15 protein-coding genes are annotated in these 19,281 nt (G+C 62.2%); 6 read left to right on the top strand and 9 right to left on the bottom strand.

What is annotated here, in order from left to right:
- Positions 1-38 precede the first annotated feature (38 nt).
- Positions 39-1,487, bottom strand: a complete 1,449-nt coding sequence (locus FHS02_RS12110; protein ID WP_307722181.1) for an MFS transporter — start codon at positions 1,485-1,487, stop codon at positions 39-41.
- Between the two features lie 636 nt (positions 1,488-2,123).
- On the opposite strand from FHS02_RS12110, the gene FHS02_RS12105 reads away from it, so the two are divergent.
- From FHS02_RS12105 to FHS02_RS12075, 6 genes are all read left to right on the top strand, one after another.
- A complete protein-coding gene (locus FHS02_RS12105) occupies positions 2,124-2,600 on the top strand; it encodes a (R)-mandelonitrile lyase (RefSeq protein WP_229422452.1) in 477 nt (158 codons plus the stop codon).
- Between the two features lie 262 nt (positions 2,601-2,862).
- Entirely contained in the window at positions 2,863-3,516 is a 654-nt protein-coding gene (gene paoA / locus FHS02_RS12095; RefSeq protein WP_137312018.1) for an aldehyde dehydrogenase iron-sulfur subunit PaoA, read from the top strand.
- Positions 3,513-4,466, top strand: coding sequence for an FAD binding domain-containing protein (locus FHS02_RS12090; protein WP_137312019.1), 954 nt, complete (start codon positions 3,513-3,515; stop codon positions 4,464-4,466). Before paoA ends, FHS02_RS12090 begins: the two co-directional genes overlap by 4 nt.
- Before the next feature lie 4 nt (positions 4,467-4,470).
- Positions 4,471-6,663, top strand: coding sequence for an aldehyde oxidoreductase molybdenum-binding subunit PaoC (gene paoC / locus FHS02_RS12085; RefSeq protein ID WP_137312020.1), 2,193 nt, complete (start codon positions 4,471-4,473; stop codon positions 6,661-6,663).
- 537 nt (positions 6,664-7,200) lie between these two features.
- On the top strand, positions 7,201-8,745 hold the full coding sequence (locus tag FHS02_RS12080; protein ID WP_137312021.1) for a class I SAM-dependent methyltransferase: 1,545 nt from the start codon (positions 7,201-7,203) through the stop codon (positions 8,743-8,745).
- A gap of 448 nt (positions 8,746-9,193) precedes the next feature.
- Positions 9,194-9,370: a hypothetical protein gene (locus FHS02_RS12075; protein ID WP_175424654.1), complete on the top strand. Its 177-nt coding sequence runs from the start codon at positions 9,194-9,196 to the stop codon at positions 9,368-9,370.
- A 167-nt stretch (positions 9,371-9,537) separates the two neighbouring features.
- Here FHS02_RS12075 and FHS02_RS12070 read toward each other — a convergent pair whose 3' ends face one another.
- The 8 genes from FHS02_RS12070 to FHS02_RS12035 form a co-directional block, all read right to left on the bottom strand.
- Positions 9,538-10,809, bottom strand: coding sequence for a maltoporin (locus FHS02_RS12070; RefSeq protein ID WP_137312022.1), 1,272 nt, complete (start codon positions 10,807-10,809; stop codon positions 9,538-9,540).
- Positions 10,810-11,120: 311 nt separating this feature from the next.
- Complete coding sequence (locus tag FHS02_RS12065; protein ID WP_175424655.1) at positions 11,121-12,068, bottom strand: PfkB family carbohydrate kinase; 948 nt, start codon at positions 12,066-12,068, stop codon at positions 11,121-11,123.
- A 113-nt stretch (positions 12,069-12,181) separates the two neighbouring features.
- A complete protein-coding gene (locus FHS02_RS12060) occupies positions 12,182-13,099 on the bottom strand; it encodes a helix-turn-helix domain-containing protein (RefSeq protein ID WP_137312024.1) in 918 nt (305 codons plus the stop codon).
- A gap of 98 nt (positions 13,100-13,197) precedes the next feature.
- Entirely contained in the window at positions 13,198-14,676 is a 1,479-nt protein-coding gene (locus tag FHS02_RS12055) for a mannitol dehydrogenase family protein (RefSeq protein WP_229422453.1), read from the bottom strand.
- Positions 14,677-14,681: 5 nt separating this feature from the next.
- The gene (locus FHS02_RS12050; RefSeq protein ID WP_137312026.1) at positions 14,682-15,749 is read right to left on the bottom strand and encodes an ABC transporter ATP-binding protein; all 1,068 of its coding nucleotides are present in this window, start codon (positions 15,747-15,749) and stop codon (positions 14,682-14,684) included.
- 31 nt (positions 15,750-15,780) lie between these two features.
- Entirely contained in the window at positions 15,781-16,599 is an 819-nt protein-coding gene (locus FHS02_RS12045; protein WP_137312027.1) for a carbohydrate ABC transporter permease, read from the bottom strand.
- A gap of 51 nt (positions 16,600-16,650) precedes the next feature.
- Positions 16,651-17,511, bottom strand: a complete 861-nt coding sequence (locus tag FHS02_RS12040) for a carbohydrate ABC transporter permease (RefSeq protein ID WP_137312028.1) — start codon at positions 17,509-17,511, stop codon at positions 16,651-16,653.
- A 129-nt stretch (positions 17,512-17,640) separates the two neighbouring features.
- On the bottom strand, positions 17,641-18,951 hold the full coding sequence (locus FHS02_RS12035; RefSeq protein ID WP_137312029.1) for an ABC transporter substrate-binding protein: 1,311 nt from the start codon (positions 18,949-18,951) through the stop codon (positions 17,641-17,643).
- Positions 18,952-19,281 lie beyond the last annotated feature (330 nt).

Raw genomic sequence — 19,281 nt, 5'->3', positions numbered from 1 at the left:
TGTTTTCCTCCTTTATGCAGCTTTGACTGTTATTCACTTCATGCAGCGATGGTTACGTCCGTATCGGGCCGTCTCGCGGTGAAGAATGCAATGAGTAATCCCACCACAAGCATCGCGGCGGCGCACAGCATGGCGTTTCCGATCCTGTGGGTGAGCAGGAGCCTGCCCGTCAAAGCCCTCGCTCCGATAGCCGACGCAGCGATCTGCAAGCCGAGCCCGAGCGAACTGCCCAATTGATGCGCTACATTGACGAGCCCGGACGCTGCGCCTGCGTCGCTTGCTGAAACATTGGCGATGCCCGCCGAAGTCAATGGCCCCAAGGCGCCTCCCTGGCCCAGGCCGATCAGCAGCATAGGCACAGCCAGCCCGCTGAGGTAAGTCGTGCCGACAGATACTTGGCCCAGCAGTAACATGCCAAGCAATCCCGACAGCATGCTGCCGAAAAGAACGATACGGCTGCCGAACCGGGCGATTACCCTGGGGGCAGCAAGCGCTGCGATGAAATTAACGATCATCGCCGGCAGGAACGCCAGGCCAGCCTGGGCGGGACTATAGCCCAGTACACCCTGCATATATTGCGTGGAAAAGAAGAAGAAACCGACGTTTGCGCCAAGGAAGAGCATGCGCACGGCATACGCGCCAGATCGCTCGCGACTGGCAAAAAGTCGCAGTGGCATGATTGGCTGTTTGGCACGCGCTTCCAGGAAAACAAAGATGCTCAGCAAGATTATCCCAGCGAGCACTGCCACAGCAGGCCGCAGGGGCGCTCCCTCCGCCGCCACCGAATCGACAATGCCAAATACCAGGGCGCTCATGCCGAGGGTCGATGTGATCGCACCGGCAATATCGAAAGTGCCAGGATGTTGCGCGGTTTCCTCGATGTGCCGTAATGCTGCAATGATCAGGCCCAGACCAATCGGCACGTTGATGAAAAAGCCGACGCGCCAGGAAAGCCAGTCCGCCAGCACGCCACCCAGCACCAGCCCGATACTGGCCGAAATTCCCGCAGCCGACGCATAGAAGGAAATCGCTCGGGTCCGCTGTGGGCCTGCCGGGAAGTTGGTTTGCAATAATGCCAGAGTCGAAGGAGCCAGGATAGCGGATCCAAGGCCTTGCACGGCGCGTGCACCCACAAGCCACGAGGCTGTGCCGGCCATGCCGATCATGAGCGATGACACCATGAAGATCGACAAGCCTACGATAAACATCCTGCGCCGGCCGAGAATATCGCCGGCCCGGGCGCCCAACAGCAGGAAACCTCCGAACACCAAGGTATAGGCGTTGGATACCCATGAAAGCCCCTCGCTGCTGAAACCGAGTTCGGCTTGGATTTTCGGTAAGCCCGTGATGACGATCGAGATGTCGAGGACAATCATCACGTAGCTCACCATGATGATCGCAAGTATGGCCGTTTGATTGGCTGGGAAGCGTACTTCGGATGCGGCGGAGTGTGGAGGCCCCTGCATGTTGGCCGATTTGATAGGCATGACTCGATCCTCTTTTTCTGTAGTCATCGTTGCCAAAGCGCTGGCTCGTTCGTTTGACGCCAACTATAGCGCGTGTGCAGGCAGTGATTAAGAGGTGGAATCCGCATGAGCTAATTAGTGGCGCTTATGAGTCAGGCAGTTAAACCGATCCGGGGATTGCCCCGCTGCGGTTATGCAACGGCGTCGCGGTGCTGTGAAAACATGGAACGTCAGTCGGATACTGCATGGATCGATGCGGGCCATCGATTCGGCGCAGGAATGGGCACAAGCGCCATGAGTTGGCTGGCTACACAAAGCAACCCGCTTCAGGGCGAAGGCCATCAAACACTTACGGCATAGAGCACCGGAGCACCGGTTCATCGGCTCTTGGCGGTTCCCATTGATTAGTTCTACTAATAACGCCTTGCGATATTTTGTAGCTAATCATTTTCAGTCTTGTCCGGTACAGTGAAGAAAATGCAAGTCGGAGGCTTACCAGGAATCGGCGGCGTGCCTGCCGCTATCGTCGATGCCGTCCACAACGCGATGGCGTCAGCGTGAGCGATCATCCGATCACGCTGGACAAGCCCTGGTCCGCCTGCCGCGCACGGTGTGAGCGGCGAGCCTGTTTCCAACCTCGATACGAAAGATACCCCCATGATGAAAAGCGCCCTGGTCGCCATGACACTGTCGAGTGCAATCGGCGCGGCGTGTGCCGCGGAACAGGCACAGGCAAGCGTAACGGTCAACCGTGCCGGCTCGCAGCCCTCCCGCGCCGGACCGGCCCAGAATTTCACCGGTTCTGTGCGCGTCGACTCGCCATTCCGGGCGTCCGCGCCCGGCCGCGTTTCCGGCGGCGTGGTCACATTTGAACCCGGGGCGAGGACGGCATGGCATGTCCACCCGCTGGGCCAGACCCTGATCGTGACCTCGGGCGTGGGCCGCGTGCAGCAATGGGGCGGGGCGCAGCAGGAAATCCATCCTGGCGATGTTGTCTCGATTCCCCCCGGTGCCAAGCACTGGCACGGCGCGAGTGTTTCGACAGGCATGAGCCACGTAGCGATCACCGAATCGCTGGACGGCAAGACGACCGACTGGATGGAGAAGGTCAGCGACGCGCAGTACCAGCCATGAACCATCGTCATCGACAGAAACCACCGATGAAACATCTGGTCAGAAGCATCCTTGGCACCGCCTTGCCGACAGAATGGCTTGACGGAAGCGGAACTGGTGGAGGCCATCACGCATCTTGCGTTCTATACCGGCTGGCCGAATGGCGTGGGGGCCGATCCTGATCGCCAAGGAAGTCTTCAATGAACCATGACCCCATGCGGCGCCGTGCCTGCCGCGATGCCAATGTCCGCCACGCATTCCCGAATTGAAAGGAAGCATCCCGATGGACCACCATGACATCAATCAGACCCGGCGTGACCTGCTGATCACCGGCGCCCTGTCCGCGACCGCTACCGCGCTGCCGGCCGTTGGCCATGCACAGGCGCTGGCCGAAGCGGGCACGGCGGCATCGACCCCCGCGCCGGCGACGGGCAAGGTCGCGCTGCGCGTCAATGGCCGGCAGGTCGAGCTGGACGTCGACACCCGCACCACGTTGCTCGACCTGCTGCGCGAGCACCTGCACCTGACGGGTACCAAGAAGGGCTGCGACCAGGGCCAATGCGGTGCCTGCACCGTGATCGTCGATGGCCGCCGCATCAATTCCTGCCTCAGCCTGGCGGTGATGCATGAAGGGGCCGAGGTCACGACGATCGAAGGCCTGGGCCAGCCCGGCAAGCTGCATCCAATGCAGGCCGCCTTCATCAAGCATGACGGCTACCAGTGCGGCTACTGTACGCCAGGCCAGATCTGCTCGGCCGTGGCGGTACTTGACGAGGTGCGGCGCGGCATTCCCAGCCACGCAAGCGCCGACCTGAACGCGAAGCCGCTGCTGTCGGCGGCCGAAATCCGCGAGCGCATGAGCGGCAATATCTGCCGCTGCGGTGCTTATTCAAACATCGTCGACGCGATCACCGAAGTCGGGGGAGGCAAGGCATGAAGGCATTCACTTACCAACGCGCAAAAACACCGGCCGAAGCGGCAGCCGCGGCGCTGCAAAAGCCGAACACGCGTTTCATTGCCGGTGGCACGAACCTGCTGGACTTGATGAAGCTCGAAATCGAGACGCCGGCCCATCTGATCGACGTCAATGGCCTCGGTCTCGACAAGGTCGAGCCAACGCCGGAGGGCGGCCTGCGCATCGGCGCCCTGGTACGAAACACCGACCTGGCGGCGGATGCGCGCGTGCGCCGCGACTACGGCGTGCTGTCGCGTGCGCTGCTGGCGGGCGCCTCGGCCCAGCTGCGCAACAAGGCCACCACGGCCGGCAACCTGCTGCAGCGCACACGCTGCCCGTACTTCTACGACACCAACATGGCCTGCAACAAACGCGTGCCCGGCAGCGGCTGTGCGGCAATCGGCGGCTTTACACGGGGCCATGCGATCGTCGGTCAGAGCGATGCGTGTATCGCGACGCATCCAAGCGACATGGCAGTGGCCATGCAGCTGCTCGACGCGGGCGTCGAGACCGTCAACCCGGACGGCAAGGCGCGCACGATTCCGATCGCCGATTTCTACCGCCTGCCAGGCAATACGCCGCATATTGAACACGCGTTGCAGCCGGGCGAACTGATCACTGCGGTCACGCTGCCCAAGCCGCTCGGCGGCAAGCACTTCTATCACAAGGTGCGCGACCGCGCATCCTACGCCTTTGCACTGATCTCGGTGGCGGCAGTGGTGCAGCCCGACGGCGGCGGCCGCGTGACCCTTGGCGGCGTGGCGCACAAGCCATGGCGCGTGCCGGGCGCAGAACAGGCTCTGCCGCGCGGTGGCAAGGCGGTGACTGAGGGGTTGCTCGCGGGCGCACGCACGACCGACGAGAACGCCTTCAAAGTGGTACTGGTGCAGCGCACGATCGATGCGGTACTAGCCGAAGCACGGGGAGCATGAGGACATGAAATTCACTACAGCAGCCACCACCAATCCGATTGACCGCCTGCGGGTCGTCGGCAAGCCGGCCGACCGGATCGACGGCCCGTTGAAAACTACTGGCACCGCGCCCTATGCCTATGAGCAGCATGCAGCGGTGCCCGGCGCAGTCTACGGCCATGTCGTCGGCGCGGCGATTGCCAAAGGCAGGATCGCTGCGATCGACACGGCTGCGGCCCGGCGTGCGCCGGGAGTCATTGCTGTCGTCACCCATGAGAATGCGGGCAAGCTCGGGCTGGGCAATTTCAATACCGCCAGGCTGCTGGGCGGACCCGAGATCGATCATTATCACCAGGCGATCGCCCTGGTCGTTGCCGAAACGTTCGAACAAGCCCGCGCGGCCGCTTCGCTCGTCAAAGCGGACTATGTGAAACAGCAGGGCAGCTACGATCTGGCGGCCGCGATGAAATCGGCAACGTCGATCCCCAGGCAAGATGTAGGCGCCGGCGACTTCGAGGGCGGCTTTGCCGCCGCGCCGGTCAGGCTCGATGCGACCTACACCACGCCGGATCAGACGCACGCGATGATGGAGCCGTATGCCTCGACCGCGCGCTGGGATGGCGACAAGCTGACGGTGTGGACCTCGAACCAGATGATCAACTGGACCAAGAACGACCTGGCCAAAACGCTGGGCATTCCTGCGGAAAACGTGCGCCTCGTTTCCCCGTATATCGGCGGCGGCTTCGGCGGCAAGCTGTTCCTGCGTGCCGAGGCGCTGCTGGCGGCGCTGGGCGCCAGGGTGGCGCGACGCCCCGTCAAGGTGACGATGCAGCGCGCGCTGATCATCAACAACACGACCCACCGTCCGGCGACCATTCAGCGCATCCGGATCGGTGCCACGCGCGAGGGCCGGATTTCGGCGATCGCGCACGAGAGCTGGTCCGGCAACCTGCCGGACGGCAAGCCGGAAACTGCCGTGCAGCAGACCCGCCTTCTCTACGCGGGGGCCAACCGCATGACCCGGCTGCTGCTCGCCACCCTCGATCTGCCGGAAGGCAATGCGATGCGTGCGCCAGGTGAGGCGCCGGGCCTGATGGCGCTGGAGATCGCGATGGATGAAATGGCGGAAAAGCTGAAGATGGATCCGGTGACCTTCCGGATCATCAACGACACCACGGTGGACCCGCAAAAGCGCGAACGCAGATTCTCGCAGCGCCGCTTCGTCGAGTGTCTGCGCCAGGGAGCGGATCGCTTCGCGTGGAAAAACCGCAGCGCGACGCCGGGAAAGGTACGCGATGGCCGCTGGCTGGTCGGCATGGGCGTAGCATCGGCCTTCCGCAACAACATGAACATGAAATCCGCGGCGCGGGTGCGGCTGGAACGCGATGGAACGGTAACGGTGGAGACGGACATGACCGATATCGGTACCGGCTCCTACACCATTATCGCGCAGACCGCTGCCGAGATGCTTGGCTTGCCGATCGAACGCATCGCCGTGCGGCTTGGCGACTCGGACTTTCCGGTGTCGGCGGGTTCGGGCGGGCAGTGGGGCGCAAACAGTTCGACGGCCGGCGTCTATGCTGCGTGCGTGAAATTGCGTGAAGAGATTGCCCGTAAGGCTGGCCTGGATGTGGAACAGGCAGACTTCACCGGGGGCGTCGTGGCCGCTGGCGGGCGTTCGATGTCGCTGCGCGACGTGGCGGCGAACGGGGAGATTGCCGCCGAGGACACGATGGAATACGGTGACCTGGCGAGACATGCCCAGCAAAGCACGTTCGGCGCGCATTTCGTCGAGGTGGGCGTGGACATCGCGACTGCGGAAATCCGCATCCGCCGCATGCTGGCGGTTTGCGCCGCCGGCCGCATCCTCAACCCCAAGACCGCGCGCAGCCAGGTGATCGGCGCGATGACGATGGGCGTGGGCGGCGCCATCATGGAAGCGCTTGCTGTCGACAAGCGGCTGGGCTTCTTCGTGAACCATGATCTGGCTGGATACGAGGTGCCAGTACACGCCGACATTCCGCACCAGGAAGTCATTTTCCTCGATGAAGTCGATGCGATGACGTCGCCGATGAAAGCGAAGGGCGTGGGAGAACTCGGGCTGTGCGGTGTGAGCGCGGCGGTGGCGAATGCCATCCATAACGCCACGGGCATTCGTGTGCGTGATTACCCAGTCACGCTTGACAAATTGTTGGACAAGATGCCGGCCCTGAGGTGAAAAACAGGGCGTGCAGGTGAAGCCGGCTTGACCGGCAGGGGTCTGCACGGGTGTCTCGTACATGCCGATTGTAACCAGGTCGAGCTGGCAGTTCAGTGGCTGCGAGAGCCATGCATGCAAGTCCATGCAAGTCCATGCAAGGCCAAGTACATCGCGCTCACTGCGATCAATGTCGTGGTGTTGTAGCCGATTTTCTGATTTGTCTACCCGTGCGGCGCCAGCTTGTATGACCCCGTCAATATCCATCACCAAGACCTGGGCCGAGAACGTGCTTGCGCGTTGTCGGTGCCGTAAGCCTTCTCTCCGTCGGGAAATTCATTAGTGCACCTTATAACTACAAGCGGTCACGACTACCTAGTCAGCGCAAGTACGGTCCTGTAAAGTGATCAAAATCGCAATTTCTAGATGGCAATATGTGCTGGTGCCCGTGCATCCACGTCCCCGCGCCTGTCTTCCTTGGGAATTGCCAACGGTTCCATGCCTGCCTTGAAATAACAGGGCGCGGGATATTACATTGAGACCTTGAGAGGAGTTTGCATGTCTGACTGGACCGCCGGCTACGTTGCCGACGTTGGATATACCTTTGGCACATACGCCGAACTGAACCCGCAACGTATCAAGCTGGCGTTCCTGATGGCGGGACTCGTGCCGCCGGAAAACGGTACGGCCTGCGAGCTTGGCTTCGGCCAGGGCATGAGCGTCAACATTCATGCCGCAGCGTCGGTAACGGAGTGGCACGGCACCGATTTCAATCCGTCGCAGGCAGGGTTCGCCCGTGAACTGGCCGCTGCCTCCGGTGCAAACCTGCACCTCAACGACCAGGCGTTTTCCGAATTCTGCTTGCGTACCGACTTGCCGGAATTCGACTTCATCGGATTGCACGGTATTTTCAGTTGGATCTCCGACGAGAACAGGCGCATCATCGTCGACTTCGTCCGCCGCAAGCTGAAGGTCGGCGGGGTTCTTTACATCAGCTATAACACCCAGCCGGGCTGGGCCGGCATGGCACCGGTCCGGGATTTGCTGACGGAGCATGCCAATGTGATGGGGGCGGCCGGCAGCGGTTCGCTGGCACGTGTGGACCAAAGCTTCAATTTCGTGGAACGGCTGTTTGCCACCGATCCGCTCTTCGTGCGCGCAAACCCCAATGCCAAGCTCCGCTTTGAAAAGGCGAAAGAGCAGAACCGTGCCTACCTCGCGCATGAATATTTCAACCGCGACTGGGTACCGATCGGTTTTGCGCACATGGCGCGGTGGCTCGAGCCTGCCAAGCTTACCTATGCATGTTCCGCGCACTATCACGATCATATCGATGCGATCAATCTCAGCCCTGAACAGCAAAAACTGGTCGCAGAGATAGGGGACACGCATTTTGCCCAGACGGTCCGTGACTTCATCGTGAACCAGACGTTCCGGCGCGACTACTGGGTTCGCGGTGCGCGGCGACTGAGCCCGCTCGACCAGGAAGAACGCCTGAACGCATGCCGTATCGTGATGTTGACATCGCGCGAGCAGGTCGCCCTGAAAATCACGAGTCCACGTGGCGATGTGACGCTGCAGGAGACTGTGTATGGCCCGTTGCTGGACATGCTGGCGGACCAGGGCACCCACACGATCGGTGAACTGAGCGAGCGTGGAGCGCGGGAGCACCAGGTGAATAAACTGCAGGTATTGCAGGCGGTATTCATTTTGGCAGGTAGCGGGAAAGTGGCCGTCCTGCAGGACGACGACGTAATTGCCCGCGCCGCGCCGCAAGCGCAGAAGCTGAATTTGCATCTGTGCACGCTGGCGAAATCCAGTACCGATTTCCATGAATTCGCACTGCCGGCGACAGGTGGATCCATGACGGTGGACCGCTTCCAGCAGCTGTTTACGCTGGCACGCGCGCAGAGCGGAAAAGACGATGTCGAGGCATGGGCATCGTTCGCCGCATCGGTGCTGGCGCGGCAGGGACAGCGTATCGTCATTGACGGAAAACCTGTGGAATCGGACGAGATGCAACTGCGTGAATTGACGAAACGCGCGGTGCAGTTCCGTGACCATACTCTGCCCATGCTGAGAAAGCTAGGTGCAGTGGCCTGATTTGGCACACCACAGGATATGGAGGGCGCTATCTTATGGACAGCGCATCGAGTGGGAATGAGCAGCCTGTAGCTGAAACGCCGATCGGGAAGTGCCCGCAAGGGAGTTACTCGCTCGATAGGCCGGCGAAAGGCCGGCAGTCCACCGACACATCAACCAGGAAGGCCGTTCCGGTTCCAAGAGAGCTGTCGACGCAGACGCTACCGCCACGGCTCTCAGCCATCGCCTGTGCACACTGCAAGCCGATCCCCCAGCCCACCGCCGACCGAGGCGCGTCCTCGCGACGCAAATGTTCCACGGCATTTCAAACTGATGGGAGGAATCGGCTTCATCACCAGTATGCTCGGCAAAATCGGTTTGCCACCCGCGCTGGGCTACTGGTAGATATTGGTGAAGTCATCGCCCCGTGCTGATGCTGGCCGGCTTGTTCACCCGGGGAGCTGCGCTCATGGTCGTCGTCAACATGGTCGTCGCGCTGTTACTGGCGCATGCCGGTCAGTTCTTTTCGCTGAACGAGACCGGCGGCTGGACTCGCGAATTGCAGGGAATGTACCTCGCTGTCGCCGTTGCCTTGCTGGGTGCGGGCCGCTATAGCATCGGTGGAAACCGTGGCCGCTTCAACTGAAGCGGCCACGGAAACGCGCCCTGCAAGAGGCTATAAGCCGTGCCCATCGATCGACAGGGTGCTGCAGCACAATCGATGCTGGGTAAGCACCGGCACTGCTGCAGGAGGCGGTGCGTACGGCATATGGCCATACGCGCGCGAGGCGGCTAGCCTTGCTGGCGTGCAGTTTAGAACCAGGCTTCGGCGTGGAATCCGAAAGAAGTCCCGCTTGTCCCGTTGTTATAGACCGGTCCGGAGTTGTTGGCAGCATTCACGGATGCCGTTGCCGCGTTGTTCCACCTGCCGTAGGTCACGAATGCGCGCAATTCGGGACGTGCCCATAAATCCGGGCCAGCAGCAATGGTGGGCGCGAAGGTCAGCTTGGTCAGCCGCTTTGCCGGGCCTCCGTTAGGTGAAGTCACGCGGTCCGCGCTGAACTCCCCGATCAGCTTGAGATGCCTGGCGAGCGCGTACACCGGGCGCACGCCCATCGACATCCAGGTACTCGACCCGTTCGCGTTGGACTTGTCCTTCTGGACCAGCGCAATCATCTCCATGCCGAGATTCCAGGTCGGTTGAATCCACAGGTTATCGAGCATGCGCGTGCGGGTCACGTCCGCCCCCAGCAGCGTACTGCCGGACGCTCCCATGCCGCCGTGGCTGCCGCCAATGCCGGTACCGGGACCGACACCGTGCTGGATGCCGAAGGTATTGGCGCCCCCGAGCACGTTTTTCTGCTTGTGGAAAACCGACACCTGCCAGCCGTCGTGCCGTTCGCCCCGTGCTTCCGTGCCTTGCGCCGTAATGAGGGATAGGGCAACGTCGATGGTGCCGCCGGCATTGACAGGCAACTCCTGGTACGCCAGGTTCTGCCGGATCGCGGCCGTGCTGTCCAGAACCCGTCCATCCGGCCCGGTGAGGTTGAGGTCGTTGTCCTTGAAGAACGCGTAAGAGAACTTCCCCGGCCCTAGTCCAACTTTGTCAAGCCCGGCACCGGTGCCGCTGAAATTGATGTACTGGAAATCCATCATGTGAATGCTGGGCCGGTTGTAATAGCGCTTGCCGATCCATGCGGTGCCACCGCGCAGGAAGTCCAGGCCCTTCGCTTCGATATAACCCTTCAGCAAGTCGATCTTGGCATCCTGGAAACCGGTCTTGTTGCTGTAGGCAGCGCCCCAGATCGTGGCGACGTATTGCACGTCGCCCGACTGCGCCACGGTCTTGGTATAACCGCCTTCGAACACCGAGTCGCAGTCGTTGCCGAGGCGGTACGGCACAGTATTGCCGCCCAGGCTATAGCAGCTTTGCGGGCCGCGGTCGTTGCTGGCCGAGGTCCCGGTGCCGACGCGCATATAGGCGTGAAATCCTTCCCGGTCCTGGCCGCTGTCGGCAGCGGCGCCGCCGCAGGTCGCTGCGAGGAGGGCGGCCAATAGTCTGGATCTTCCGGTGCGGTAGTACATGTTTGTCTCCTGTCTGGTTGTTTTTGGTTTCTTCCAGGCGTGCGAGTACATCGCGCCGCCCTGGGGTAACACTTGTTGATTGATGCTGTGATTGGGTGGCAGCGCTGGACGCTTTCCGGCGCTACCAGGCGCGGGTCTAGCCGGCGCCTCGCGGCCGATCGGCCGCCAGGGGATTAATCATGGCTGTCTCCATCGTGTTTTTGTCATGGTGGGGCAGCCGGGCCACCGTAAAGAAAGTCTAGCAGCGGGGAGCGGCCTGGATCGATACGGAAACCGCGAGTATCGATACTCTGCGGCACTGCAGCCATCCGCTATCGGGACGCGGCGAGCAGGGTCTCGACTTCCGCACGCAGGGGCGGGCTGCAACCCTCGCGCATGACATTGATGCTGGCAGTGGCAATGGCATATTCGAGTGCACGTCCCATGGTGCCGGGCGCCAGTTCGGACAGGGCCTCCGCCGACAGCACACCTGCCTGGTGCAGGCTGGCTACCAGGCCTGCCTGGAAGCAGTCGCCTGCGCCGACCGTGTCCACGACGGTCACGCCCGGCGGAATCGGCAAGGCAAAGCTGGACTGGCGCGACAACAGCACCGCGCCGCGCTCGCCCAGCGTCAGCGCGATCAGCCGTGCCGCCGTGCCATCGAACAGCGTGCGTGCGGCGGACAACGGGTCCGGGCTGCGCATTCCCATGTACAGCAGGTCTTCGTCACTGACCTTGATCAGGTGCGCCACGTCGAGCGCGCGCCGTACCCCGGCCACGTAGAGCGCCTGATCGGCAACGGCCAGGGGACGCAGATTGGCGTCGACCGAAAGCAGTGCGCCCGCATCGATCGCCGCCGTGGCGATGCGCAGCGTGGCGTCGATGTCCTCGGGCAGCAGGGCCAGGCCGCCGGTATGGAACAGCGATGGCGCCGCCGGGAGCAGCGCGCAGGCTTCCTCGGGCGTGATATCGCGGTCCGCTACCGCGGCGCGATGGAACGCATACGATGGCACCTTGTGCGCATCCAGCGTGACCACCGCCAGCGAGGTCGGTAGTGCACTGCGTGTGCCGCAGGCCAGGCGGATGCCGGCTGCCTCGAGATGCCGTGCGAAACGCTCGCCAAAACTGTCCGACGAGAGCGGGTTGAGGTAGCTTGCCTGCATGCCCTGGCGTGCTGCCGCCAGGGTGAAATTGCACACCGCACCACCCAGTACCGCGGCAAAGCGCCCATCAGGCTGCTCGATCAGGTCGACCAGTGCCTCGCCATATGTCACCACCATGTCATTCTCCTTGTCCTCGGCCGGCGGAACGCCGGCTCCATTGCGCATCTTGCCGTGCCACTGGACAGGAAACTACGCGGATTTGTCGCGGAAACCGATACTTTGGGGCGCAGTCAGGCGCCGAAGCGCGCCTGGGATTGCTGGCGGAACTCCTTGGGTGTCATGCCCTTGAGTTCGAGGAAGCGGCGGTTGAAATTTGCCACGTTGTTGAAGCCGACGTTGTAGCAGATGTTGGTGACATACAGTTCGGTTTCCATCAGCAGCTGGCACGCCTTGTTGACCCGCAGGCGGTTCACGAAATCGGTGAAGCTGTTACCCGTGGCGCTGCGAAAGAAGCGGGTGAACATGCGTTCGGACATGTCCAGCTGCTGGGCAATATCCTTCATCGAGAACTGCGTGGTGATGTTCTGCACGATGAAATCCACGGCCGCGCTGACACGTGCCAGCGCATCATCGTCATCGGAGGACTGCATGGGAACTGTCGACAGCAGGCGGTAGTCGGTCGTGGCGGCCAGTTCGCTCAGCAATGTGAGGAATTCGATAAAGCGGGGCAGTCCGCTGGCTTCGCGTATGCGGATGAAGCGTTCCCTGGCCCGATCGCTCAGGTCGGAAAATTCGATGCCATAGCTGGCACGCTGCAGCAGCGGCAGGATTGCCTTCACTTCCGGGATGGCATGCGCCATCTGTTCCAGCGGCGCATGAGAAAACTGCAACACCATATCGCGCAGCCTGACGCCCTCGGCGGGCGTATCGAGCGACACCCAGTTATGCGGTACGCGCGGACCGGTCAGTACCAGGTGCCCGGGCTCGAACTGGCCGATATAGTCGCCGACAAAAACCCTGCCGCTGGTCGCGCAGATGAGGTGCAGTTCATACTCGTCATGACAGTGCCAGCGGATCAGCGGGCTGGGAAAACCGTGTTCCAGGTAACGGATGAAGCCGTACCGTCCGTTCGGCTCGTATCCTTCGTTCGGGTCGCGCACGCACTCGTGCTCCATCTCGAGCGTGCGGCGGATGCGCTTGGTCGGCATGAAAGTCTCCTGTTCATCGCAGTATGCTCTGCGTTCCCTTGAGTATAGCAAGGCACGCCGGCCCGGCGGAGGCGGACCGGCGCACGTACCCGGGCGCGCTATTGCGTGGCAGCCAGCACATGGTTCAGCGCGGCTCGCGTCCCGTCGCGATAGAGCCGCCCGAGCGCGTCGGTCATTTGGGCGGCAAAGCGCGGATCGTCGCTGAGCTCACCGAACAGTTCGTGCAGCGACAGCAGGTCGGCCGGGTCCTCGCCGCCACGCAGTGCCTTGTCGCGCAGGCGTTCTGCATGCACGTCGTTGAGGGGGAGGGCGATGCCCTGGTCCGAGCGGCCCGCCAGGTAGCGGAACCAGCATGCCACGGTAAAGGCGAGCAGCGTGGTCGGACCGCCGCGCGCGAGTTGTTCGCGGACCGATGGCAGCACGAATTTCGGGATGCGGGCCGAGCCGTCGGTGCCGATGCGGGCCAGCTGGTCGCGGATGGCCGGATTGGCAAAGCGTTCGACCAGGGTGCGCTTGTAGAGGGCCAGGTCGATGCCCGCGACCGCTGGCAGCAGCGGCGTGACTTCCGCATCCAGCATCCTGCCGAGCAGCTGCCGTATCCCTGCATCGCCGACTGCTTCGTGCGCGAACTCATACCCCAGCAGCATGCCGATGTAGCACAGCGCCTGGTGGCCGGCATTGAGCAGGCGCAGCTTCATCAATTCGTAGGGCGCGACGTCGTCCGTCATCTGGGCGCCCACCAGTTCCCAGGCCGGCCGGCCGGCCGGGAAATGATCCTCGATCACCCACTGCAGGAATGGCTCGGTGGTCACGGGCCACGCATCGGCCAGGCCGAAGCGCTGCCGCAGGAGCGCGCGATGCTCGTCGGTGGTGACAGGCGTGATCCGGTCGACCATGCTGTTGGGGAAAGCGCCGTGCCGTGCCAGCCAGTCGGCCAGGCCCGGGTCGCGCAGGCCGGCGAACGCCAGCAGCATCGAACGGGTCAGGTCGCCATTGTTCTGCAGGTTGTCGCAGGACATGACGGTAAACGGCATGAGGCCGCGATCGCGCCGCCGCTGCAGTGCTTCGGCAAGGTAGCCGAACGAACAGCGCGGCGTGCGCGGGTGCGCCAGGTCGTGCGCGATGTCGGGATGCGCCGCGTCGAACTCGCCGTTGCCCTGGTTGATGTAGTAGCCGCCTTCCGTGATGGTCAGGGCCACGATGCGCGTACCGGGATCGGCCAGCTTTTCCAGTACGGCTTCCGCATCGTCCGGCGCGTAAAGGAATTCGAGCACGGAACCGATCACGCGGGGCACGTCGCCCTGCGCGCTGCGTTCGAGTACCGTGTACAGGCAATCCTGCGCCAGCATGGCATCGCGGATGCCGGCGTCATGCGGCAGCAGGCCGACACCGCAGTAGCCCCATTCGGCCTGATCGGGCAAGTGCAGCAGCCGGTCCAGGTAGACCGCCTGGTGTGCGCGGAAAAATCCCCCTACGCCAATGTGGACGATGCTGCGCGCGACGTTCGAACGTGCGTAGGCGGGACCGGCGACGCCGTCGGGCAGGCGAGCCAGGGCGGCCTGATTCAGTTTGATCATGGTAGTCATTGGATTGCTCCCCGCGCGGTTGCGGCACGGATGTTGCCGAGACGGTCGAAGTGATGCACCGCCGTGGGGTCGAAACTGAGTCTTGTCCGGTCGCCCGGTTGCAGGTCGCGGCGCTCGCTGCCGCGCGTAATGACCTGCGTGTTGTTTTCGAGCCGCGCATACACTAGGGTTTCCACGCCGAGCGACTCCACTATGTCCACGGTGGCAGGCAGACTGTCGGCGGCAGATTGCTGGCCCGGCGGGTGAAGTCGCACGTGTTCGGGCCGGATGCCGACGAAACCGTCTGCGTCGCCTTCCGTGCCGGCAAGCGCCGCGAGGTGCGGCAGCGCGCCGGCCGGGACCACGTTCATGCTGGGGGTGCCGATGAACTGTGCCACGAAGCGGTTGGCCGGCCGGTCGTAAAGATCGAGCGGCGCGCCGTGCTGCTCGATCTGTCCGTCGCGCAGGACCACCACGCGGTCGGCCATCGTCATTGCCTCCACCTGGTCGTGCGTGACGTAGATGGAAGTGGCACCCAGTTCGCGGTGCAGCTTGGCGATCTCGATACGGGTCTGCACGCGCAGCGCGGCGTCCAGATTCGACAGCGGTTCATCGAACAGGAATACCTTCGGATCGCGCACGATCGCGCGGCCGATGGCGACGCGCTGGCGCTGGCCTCCCGACAGCTCCTTCGGGGTACGGTCGAGGTATTTGCCCAGGTCGAGGATCTCCGCCGCCTTGCCGACCTTCTGGCGGATAATGGCGCGATCCACGCCGGCAAGCTTGAGGGCGAAGGACATGTTCTCGAACACTGTCATGTGCGGATACAGCGCGTACGACTGGAACACCATGGCCAGGTCGCGCCTGGACGAGGGCAGGGCCGTGATGTCGCGGCCGTCCAGGCGCAGGTTGCCGCCGTCGATGGTTTCCAGCCCGGCAATCAGGCGCAGCAGCGTCGATTTTCCGCAGCCGGACGGACCGACGAAGACCACGAATTCGCCCTTTTCAATGGTGAGGTCGATGCCCTTGATCGCACGATGCGCGCCGAAGTACTTTTCAATCTTGTTCAGTTGTAGGTAAGCCATGGTCACTTCCTGTCGAGGTTATTTTCGGGATTCATTTGACGGCGCCGAACGTCATGCCCTGCACCAGCTGCTTCTGGCAGAACCAGCCCAGGGCCATGATCGGTGCGATGGCCATCAGCGAGGCGGCCGAGAGCTTGGCCCAGAACAGTCCTTCCGGGCTGGAGTAGGAGGCGATCAGCCAGGCCAGCGTGCCGGCATTGGCGGAACTCAGGTTCAGCGACCAGAACGATTCGTTCCAGGCCCAGACCATGCACACCAGGCCGGTCGAGGCGATGCCCCCCACGGAGAGTGGCAGCACGATATGGCGGAACTCGTGCAGCAAGCCCGCGCCGTCCATGCGCGCCGCTTCGAGGATTTCACGCGGCAGCTCGCGCAAATTGGTGTACAGCAGCCAGATCATGATCGGCAGGTTCATCAGCATGAACATCAGCGTCAGGCCGAAACGCGTGTCGAGAAGGCCGAAATACTGGTAACAGACATAAATCGGCATCAGTGCGCCAACACCGGGCATGTAGCGCGAGCTGAGAATGAACTTGAGCAGGCCCAGCGTGCCTCTGGCAGGAAAGAACACCATCGAGTAGGCCGCCGGGAAGGCGATTGCAAGACCAATCACGGTCGACAGCACGCTGGTGAACAACGAGTTCATCGCATAGCCGATGTAATTGTCGCGAGCCATCACTTCGCGAAAGCTCTCCAGCGTTGGCGTGAAAAAAAACAGTGGCGGGGTCGAGATGGCCTGCGCCTCGGTCTTGAACGCCATCATTCCCAGCCAGAAGATGGGGAAGAACAGTAGCAGCGCAAAGAACCATGCCGCGGCAGTCCGGAGGTGCAGGATCGTATGTTTGTTCATCAGAGGTTCCCGTTATGAGCTGTTTCTGGAGGCTTATCTGGATATCGAGGCTTACTTGGACAGGTTCCTGCCGATGACGCGCATCAGGAAGAACGCCGCGATATTGGCAAGCAGCACGGCGAACAGCGCGCCTGCGGAAGCGGCTCCGATGTCATAGGACTGCAGCGCCTGCTGGTAGATCATGAAGGTGATGGTGGTCGTGTCGAACCCCGGCCCGCCGCCGGTCGTGGTGAATATCTCGGCGAAGATGGACAGCAGGAAAATCATTTCGATCATCAGCACCACGGACATCGCGCGGCCCAGATGGGGGATGTACAGGTAGCGCAGCTGTTGCAGGTAGTTGGCGCCGTCCATGCCGGCCGCCTCGAGCTGCTCGCGGTCCATCGACTGGAGCGCGGTCATGAAGATCAGGCAGGCGAACGGCAGCCATTGCCAGGACACCATCATGATGATCGACAGCATGGGATACTCCGACAGCCAGTCGACCGGCGCCTGTCCGAGGAACAGGCTGACCTGGGCAAACAGGCCATGGATCGGATTGAGCAGCATGTTCTTCCACATCAGCGCATTCACGGCAGGCATCACGAGGAACGGTGAAATCAGCAGTACGCGAACGATGGCGCGGCCGGGGAATGCTTCATTGATCAGGAGTCCGAGTGCTGCGCCGCCGAGCACCGTTACCAGCATGACGGAGAACATCAGGACAAACGTATTTTTCAGCGCCGGCAGGAAGGCCCCGTCGGTGAAGAAGAACTGGAAATTCGTCACGCCATGAAATGGATGTTCGCCTGGTGTCAGCAGGCTGAACTCGACGAAAGCGTAGTACAGCGTGATGAGTAGCGGGACGATGGAGATGGCGGCGATGGCGAGCACCGCTGGCGTGAGCAGGGTTCGAGGCAGGAATCGTGTCATGGGTATCTCTTGGGCGTGCGTAAGATGCAGGGGCGTGCAGGGTCATCCGGCTTCGACGGCATGGCCGGCGGTTCCGAAGGACTCGAATGTGGGAGCGGGCCGGCGCGCTGCGTCAGCCCTGCGCCGCGGCTACTTGTAGTAGCCGGCCTTGCGCATCTGCCGGTCGGCTGCCTGCTGCGACATGCCCAGGGCCTGGTCCACGCTGATCTTGCCCAGCAAGGCCGAGGCGATCTGCTGCCCGGCCGCCACGCCGATGATCTGAAATTCCGGAATCACGGCAAACTGCACGCCGACGTAGGGCGATTTCGGCAGTGTGTTGTTCTTCGGACTGCTGGTGGCGATCGCCTGGGCTTCTGCCGCGGCGAATTTCGCGACCTTGGCGAACTCCGGCTCGCTGTAGGTCGACTTGCGCGTGCCCGTCGGCACCTTGTTCCAGCCAGACTCCCTCGCCACCAGCCTGATGTACTCCTTCGACGTGGCCCAGTTGACGAACTTCTGGGCCGCTTCGGGATTTTTCGAGCTGCGTGGAATCGCCAGCGACCAGGCCATCAGCCAGTTGGCGCCGCGATCGGTCACGGCGACAGGTGCCTGGGCAAACGCCACCTTGTCAGCCACTGTGCTTTGCTTCGGATCGCTGACGAACGATGCAGCAATGGATGCATCGATCCAGATGCCGCATTTGCCCTGGTTGAACATCGCCAGGTTTTCATTGAAGCTGTTCGCCGACGATCCGGGTGGGCCATATTTCCTCAGCAAGTCGACGTAGGTGGTCACCGCGTCCTTCCAGGGCTTGCTGGTGAACTGGGGCTTCCAGCCCATGTCGAACAGCTGGCCGCCGTACGAGTTTGCCATGGTGGTGATCAGCGACATGTTGTCGCCCCAGCCCGGTTTGCCACGCAGGCAGATGCCGTATACACCGTTGGCGGGATCGTGGATCCTCGCCGCCACGTTGCGCAGGTGGTCCCAGGTGGGCCTGTCGTCGATCGCCATGCCGGCTTTCTTCACGAGGTCGCTGCGATACATGATCATCGAGCTTTCGCCATAGAAGGGCGCCGCATACAGGGATCCGTTGTGCGACAGACCTTCGCGGATGGTCGGCAGCAGGTCGTCGATATCGTAGGCGGCGTCCGGCTTAATCGGCAGCAGCCAGTTTTTCCTGGCCCACAGCGGCGTCTCGTACATGCCGATCGTCATCAGGTCGAACTGGCCGCCCCCGGTGGCGATGTCGGTCGTTACGCGCTGGCGAAGGATCCCTTCCTCGAGCGTGACCCATTTCAGCTTGATGCCGGGATTGGCCTGTTCGAAGAAGCGGCCGAGCCTTTGCATTTCGATCATGTGGCCATTGTTGACGGTGGCGATGACCAGGTCGGTGGCCGCGAGAACGGTGCTGCTGCTCCATGCAAGACTCGCGCACAGCGCGCTCATGGCGATACGGTTCATGATGTTGTCTCCGGTTTTATGATTTATCCGTCTGTGCGGCGCCTGCCTGCACGACACTGTCAAGGTATCACCAGGGCCTGATATGGTCTGATACTCGGGCAGCCAGTATCGATACTTTTTGACGCATGAAACGATGAAAACTCGTTCAGCTCATGCGATTGAGTATCTGAATTCCCGGAATAGCATGCCCGCGCGCTGTTAGCGCCACGAGCTTTCGCTGTTCGGGGCTACTGGATCAGAAGCGCAACGGATGGGTGCAAGCGGTCACGACTGCCTGGTCAGCGGTCACACATCGGGTATTGAACTTTGAGCGCCGACATGTGCAAGGGT

The organism is Pseudoduganella umbonata (assembly GCF_014192225.1).
In the GTDB taxonomy this organism is placed as follows: domain Bacteria; phylum Pseudomonadota; class Gammaproteobacteria; order Burkholderiales; family Burkholderiaceae_D; genus Rugamonas; species Rugamonas umbonata.
This window is presented reverse-complemented; position numbering and strand designations above follow the sequence as displayed.

Coding starts and splice junctions, on each gene's coding strand:
- paoA (WP_137312018.1), top strand. CDS start 2,863: ATGGACCACCATGACATCAATCAGACCCGGCGTGACCTGCTGATCACC.
- FHS02_RS12050 (WP_137312026.1), bottom strand. CDS start 15,749: ATGGCTTACCTACAACTGAACAAGATTGAAAAGTACTTCGGCGCGCAT.
- FHS02_RS12035 (WP_137312029.1), bottom strand. CDS start 18,951: ATGAACCGTATCGCCATGAGCGCGCTGTGCGCGAGTCTTGCATGGAGC.
- FHS02_RS12075 (WP_175424654.1), top strand. CDS start 9,194: ATGGTCGTCGTCAACATGGTCGTCGCGCTGTTACTGGCGCATGCCGGT.
- FHS02_RS12065 (WP_175424655.1), bottom strand. CDS start 12,068: ATGGTGGTGACATATGGCGAGGCACTGGTCGACCTGATCGAGCAGCCT.
- FHS02_RS12105 (WP_229422452.1), top strand. CDS start 2,124: ATGATGAAAAGCGCCCTGGTCGCCATGACACTGTCGAGTGCAATCGGC.
- FHS02_RS12040 (WP_137312028.1), bottom strand. CDS start 17,511: ATGACACGATTCCTGCCTCGAACCCTGCTCACGCCAGCGGTGCTCGCC.
- FHS02_RS12060 (WP_137312024.1), bottom strand. CDS start 13,099: ATGCCGACCAAGCGCATCCGCCGCACGCTCGAGATGGAGCACGAGTGC.
- FHS02_RS12080 (WP_137312021.1), top strand. CDS start 7,201: ATGTCTGACTGGACCGCCGGCTACGTTGCCGACGTTGGATATACCTTT.
- FHS02_RS12055 (WP_229422453.1), bottom strand. CDS start 14,676: ATGATCAAACTGAATCAGGCCGCCCTGGCTCGCCTGCCCGACGGCGTC.
- FHS02_RS12090 (WP_137312019.1), top strand. CDS start 3,513: ATGAAGGCATTCACTTACCAACGCGCAAAAACACCGGCCGAAGCGGCA.
- FHS02_RS12070 (WP_137312022.1), bottom strand. CDS start 10,809: ATGTACTACCGCACCGGAAGATCCAGACTATTGGCCGCCCTCCTCGCA.
- FHS02_RS12110 (WP_307722181.1), bottom strand. CDS start 1,487: ATGCCTATCAAATCGGCCAACATGCAGGGGCCTCCACACTCCGCCGCA.
- FHS02_RS12045 (WP_137312027.1), bottom strand. CDS start 16,599: ATGAACAAACATACGATCCTGCACCTCCGGACTGCCGCGGCATGGTTC.
- paoC (WP_137312020.1), top strand. CDS start 4,471: ATGAAATTCACTACAGCAGCCACCACCAATCCGATTGACCGCCTGCGG.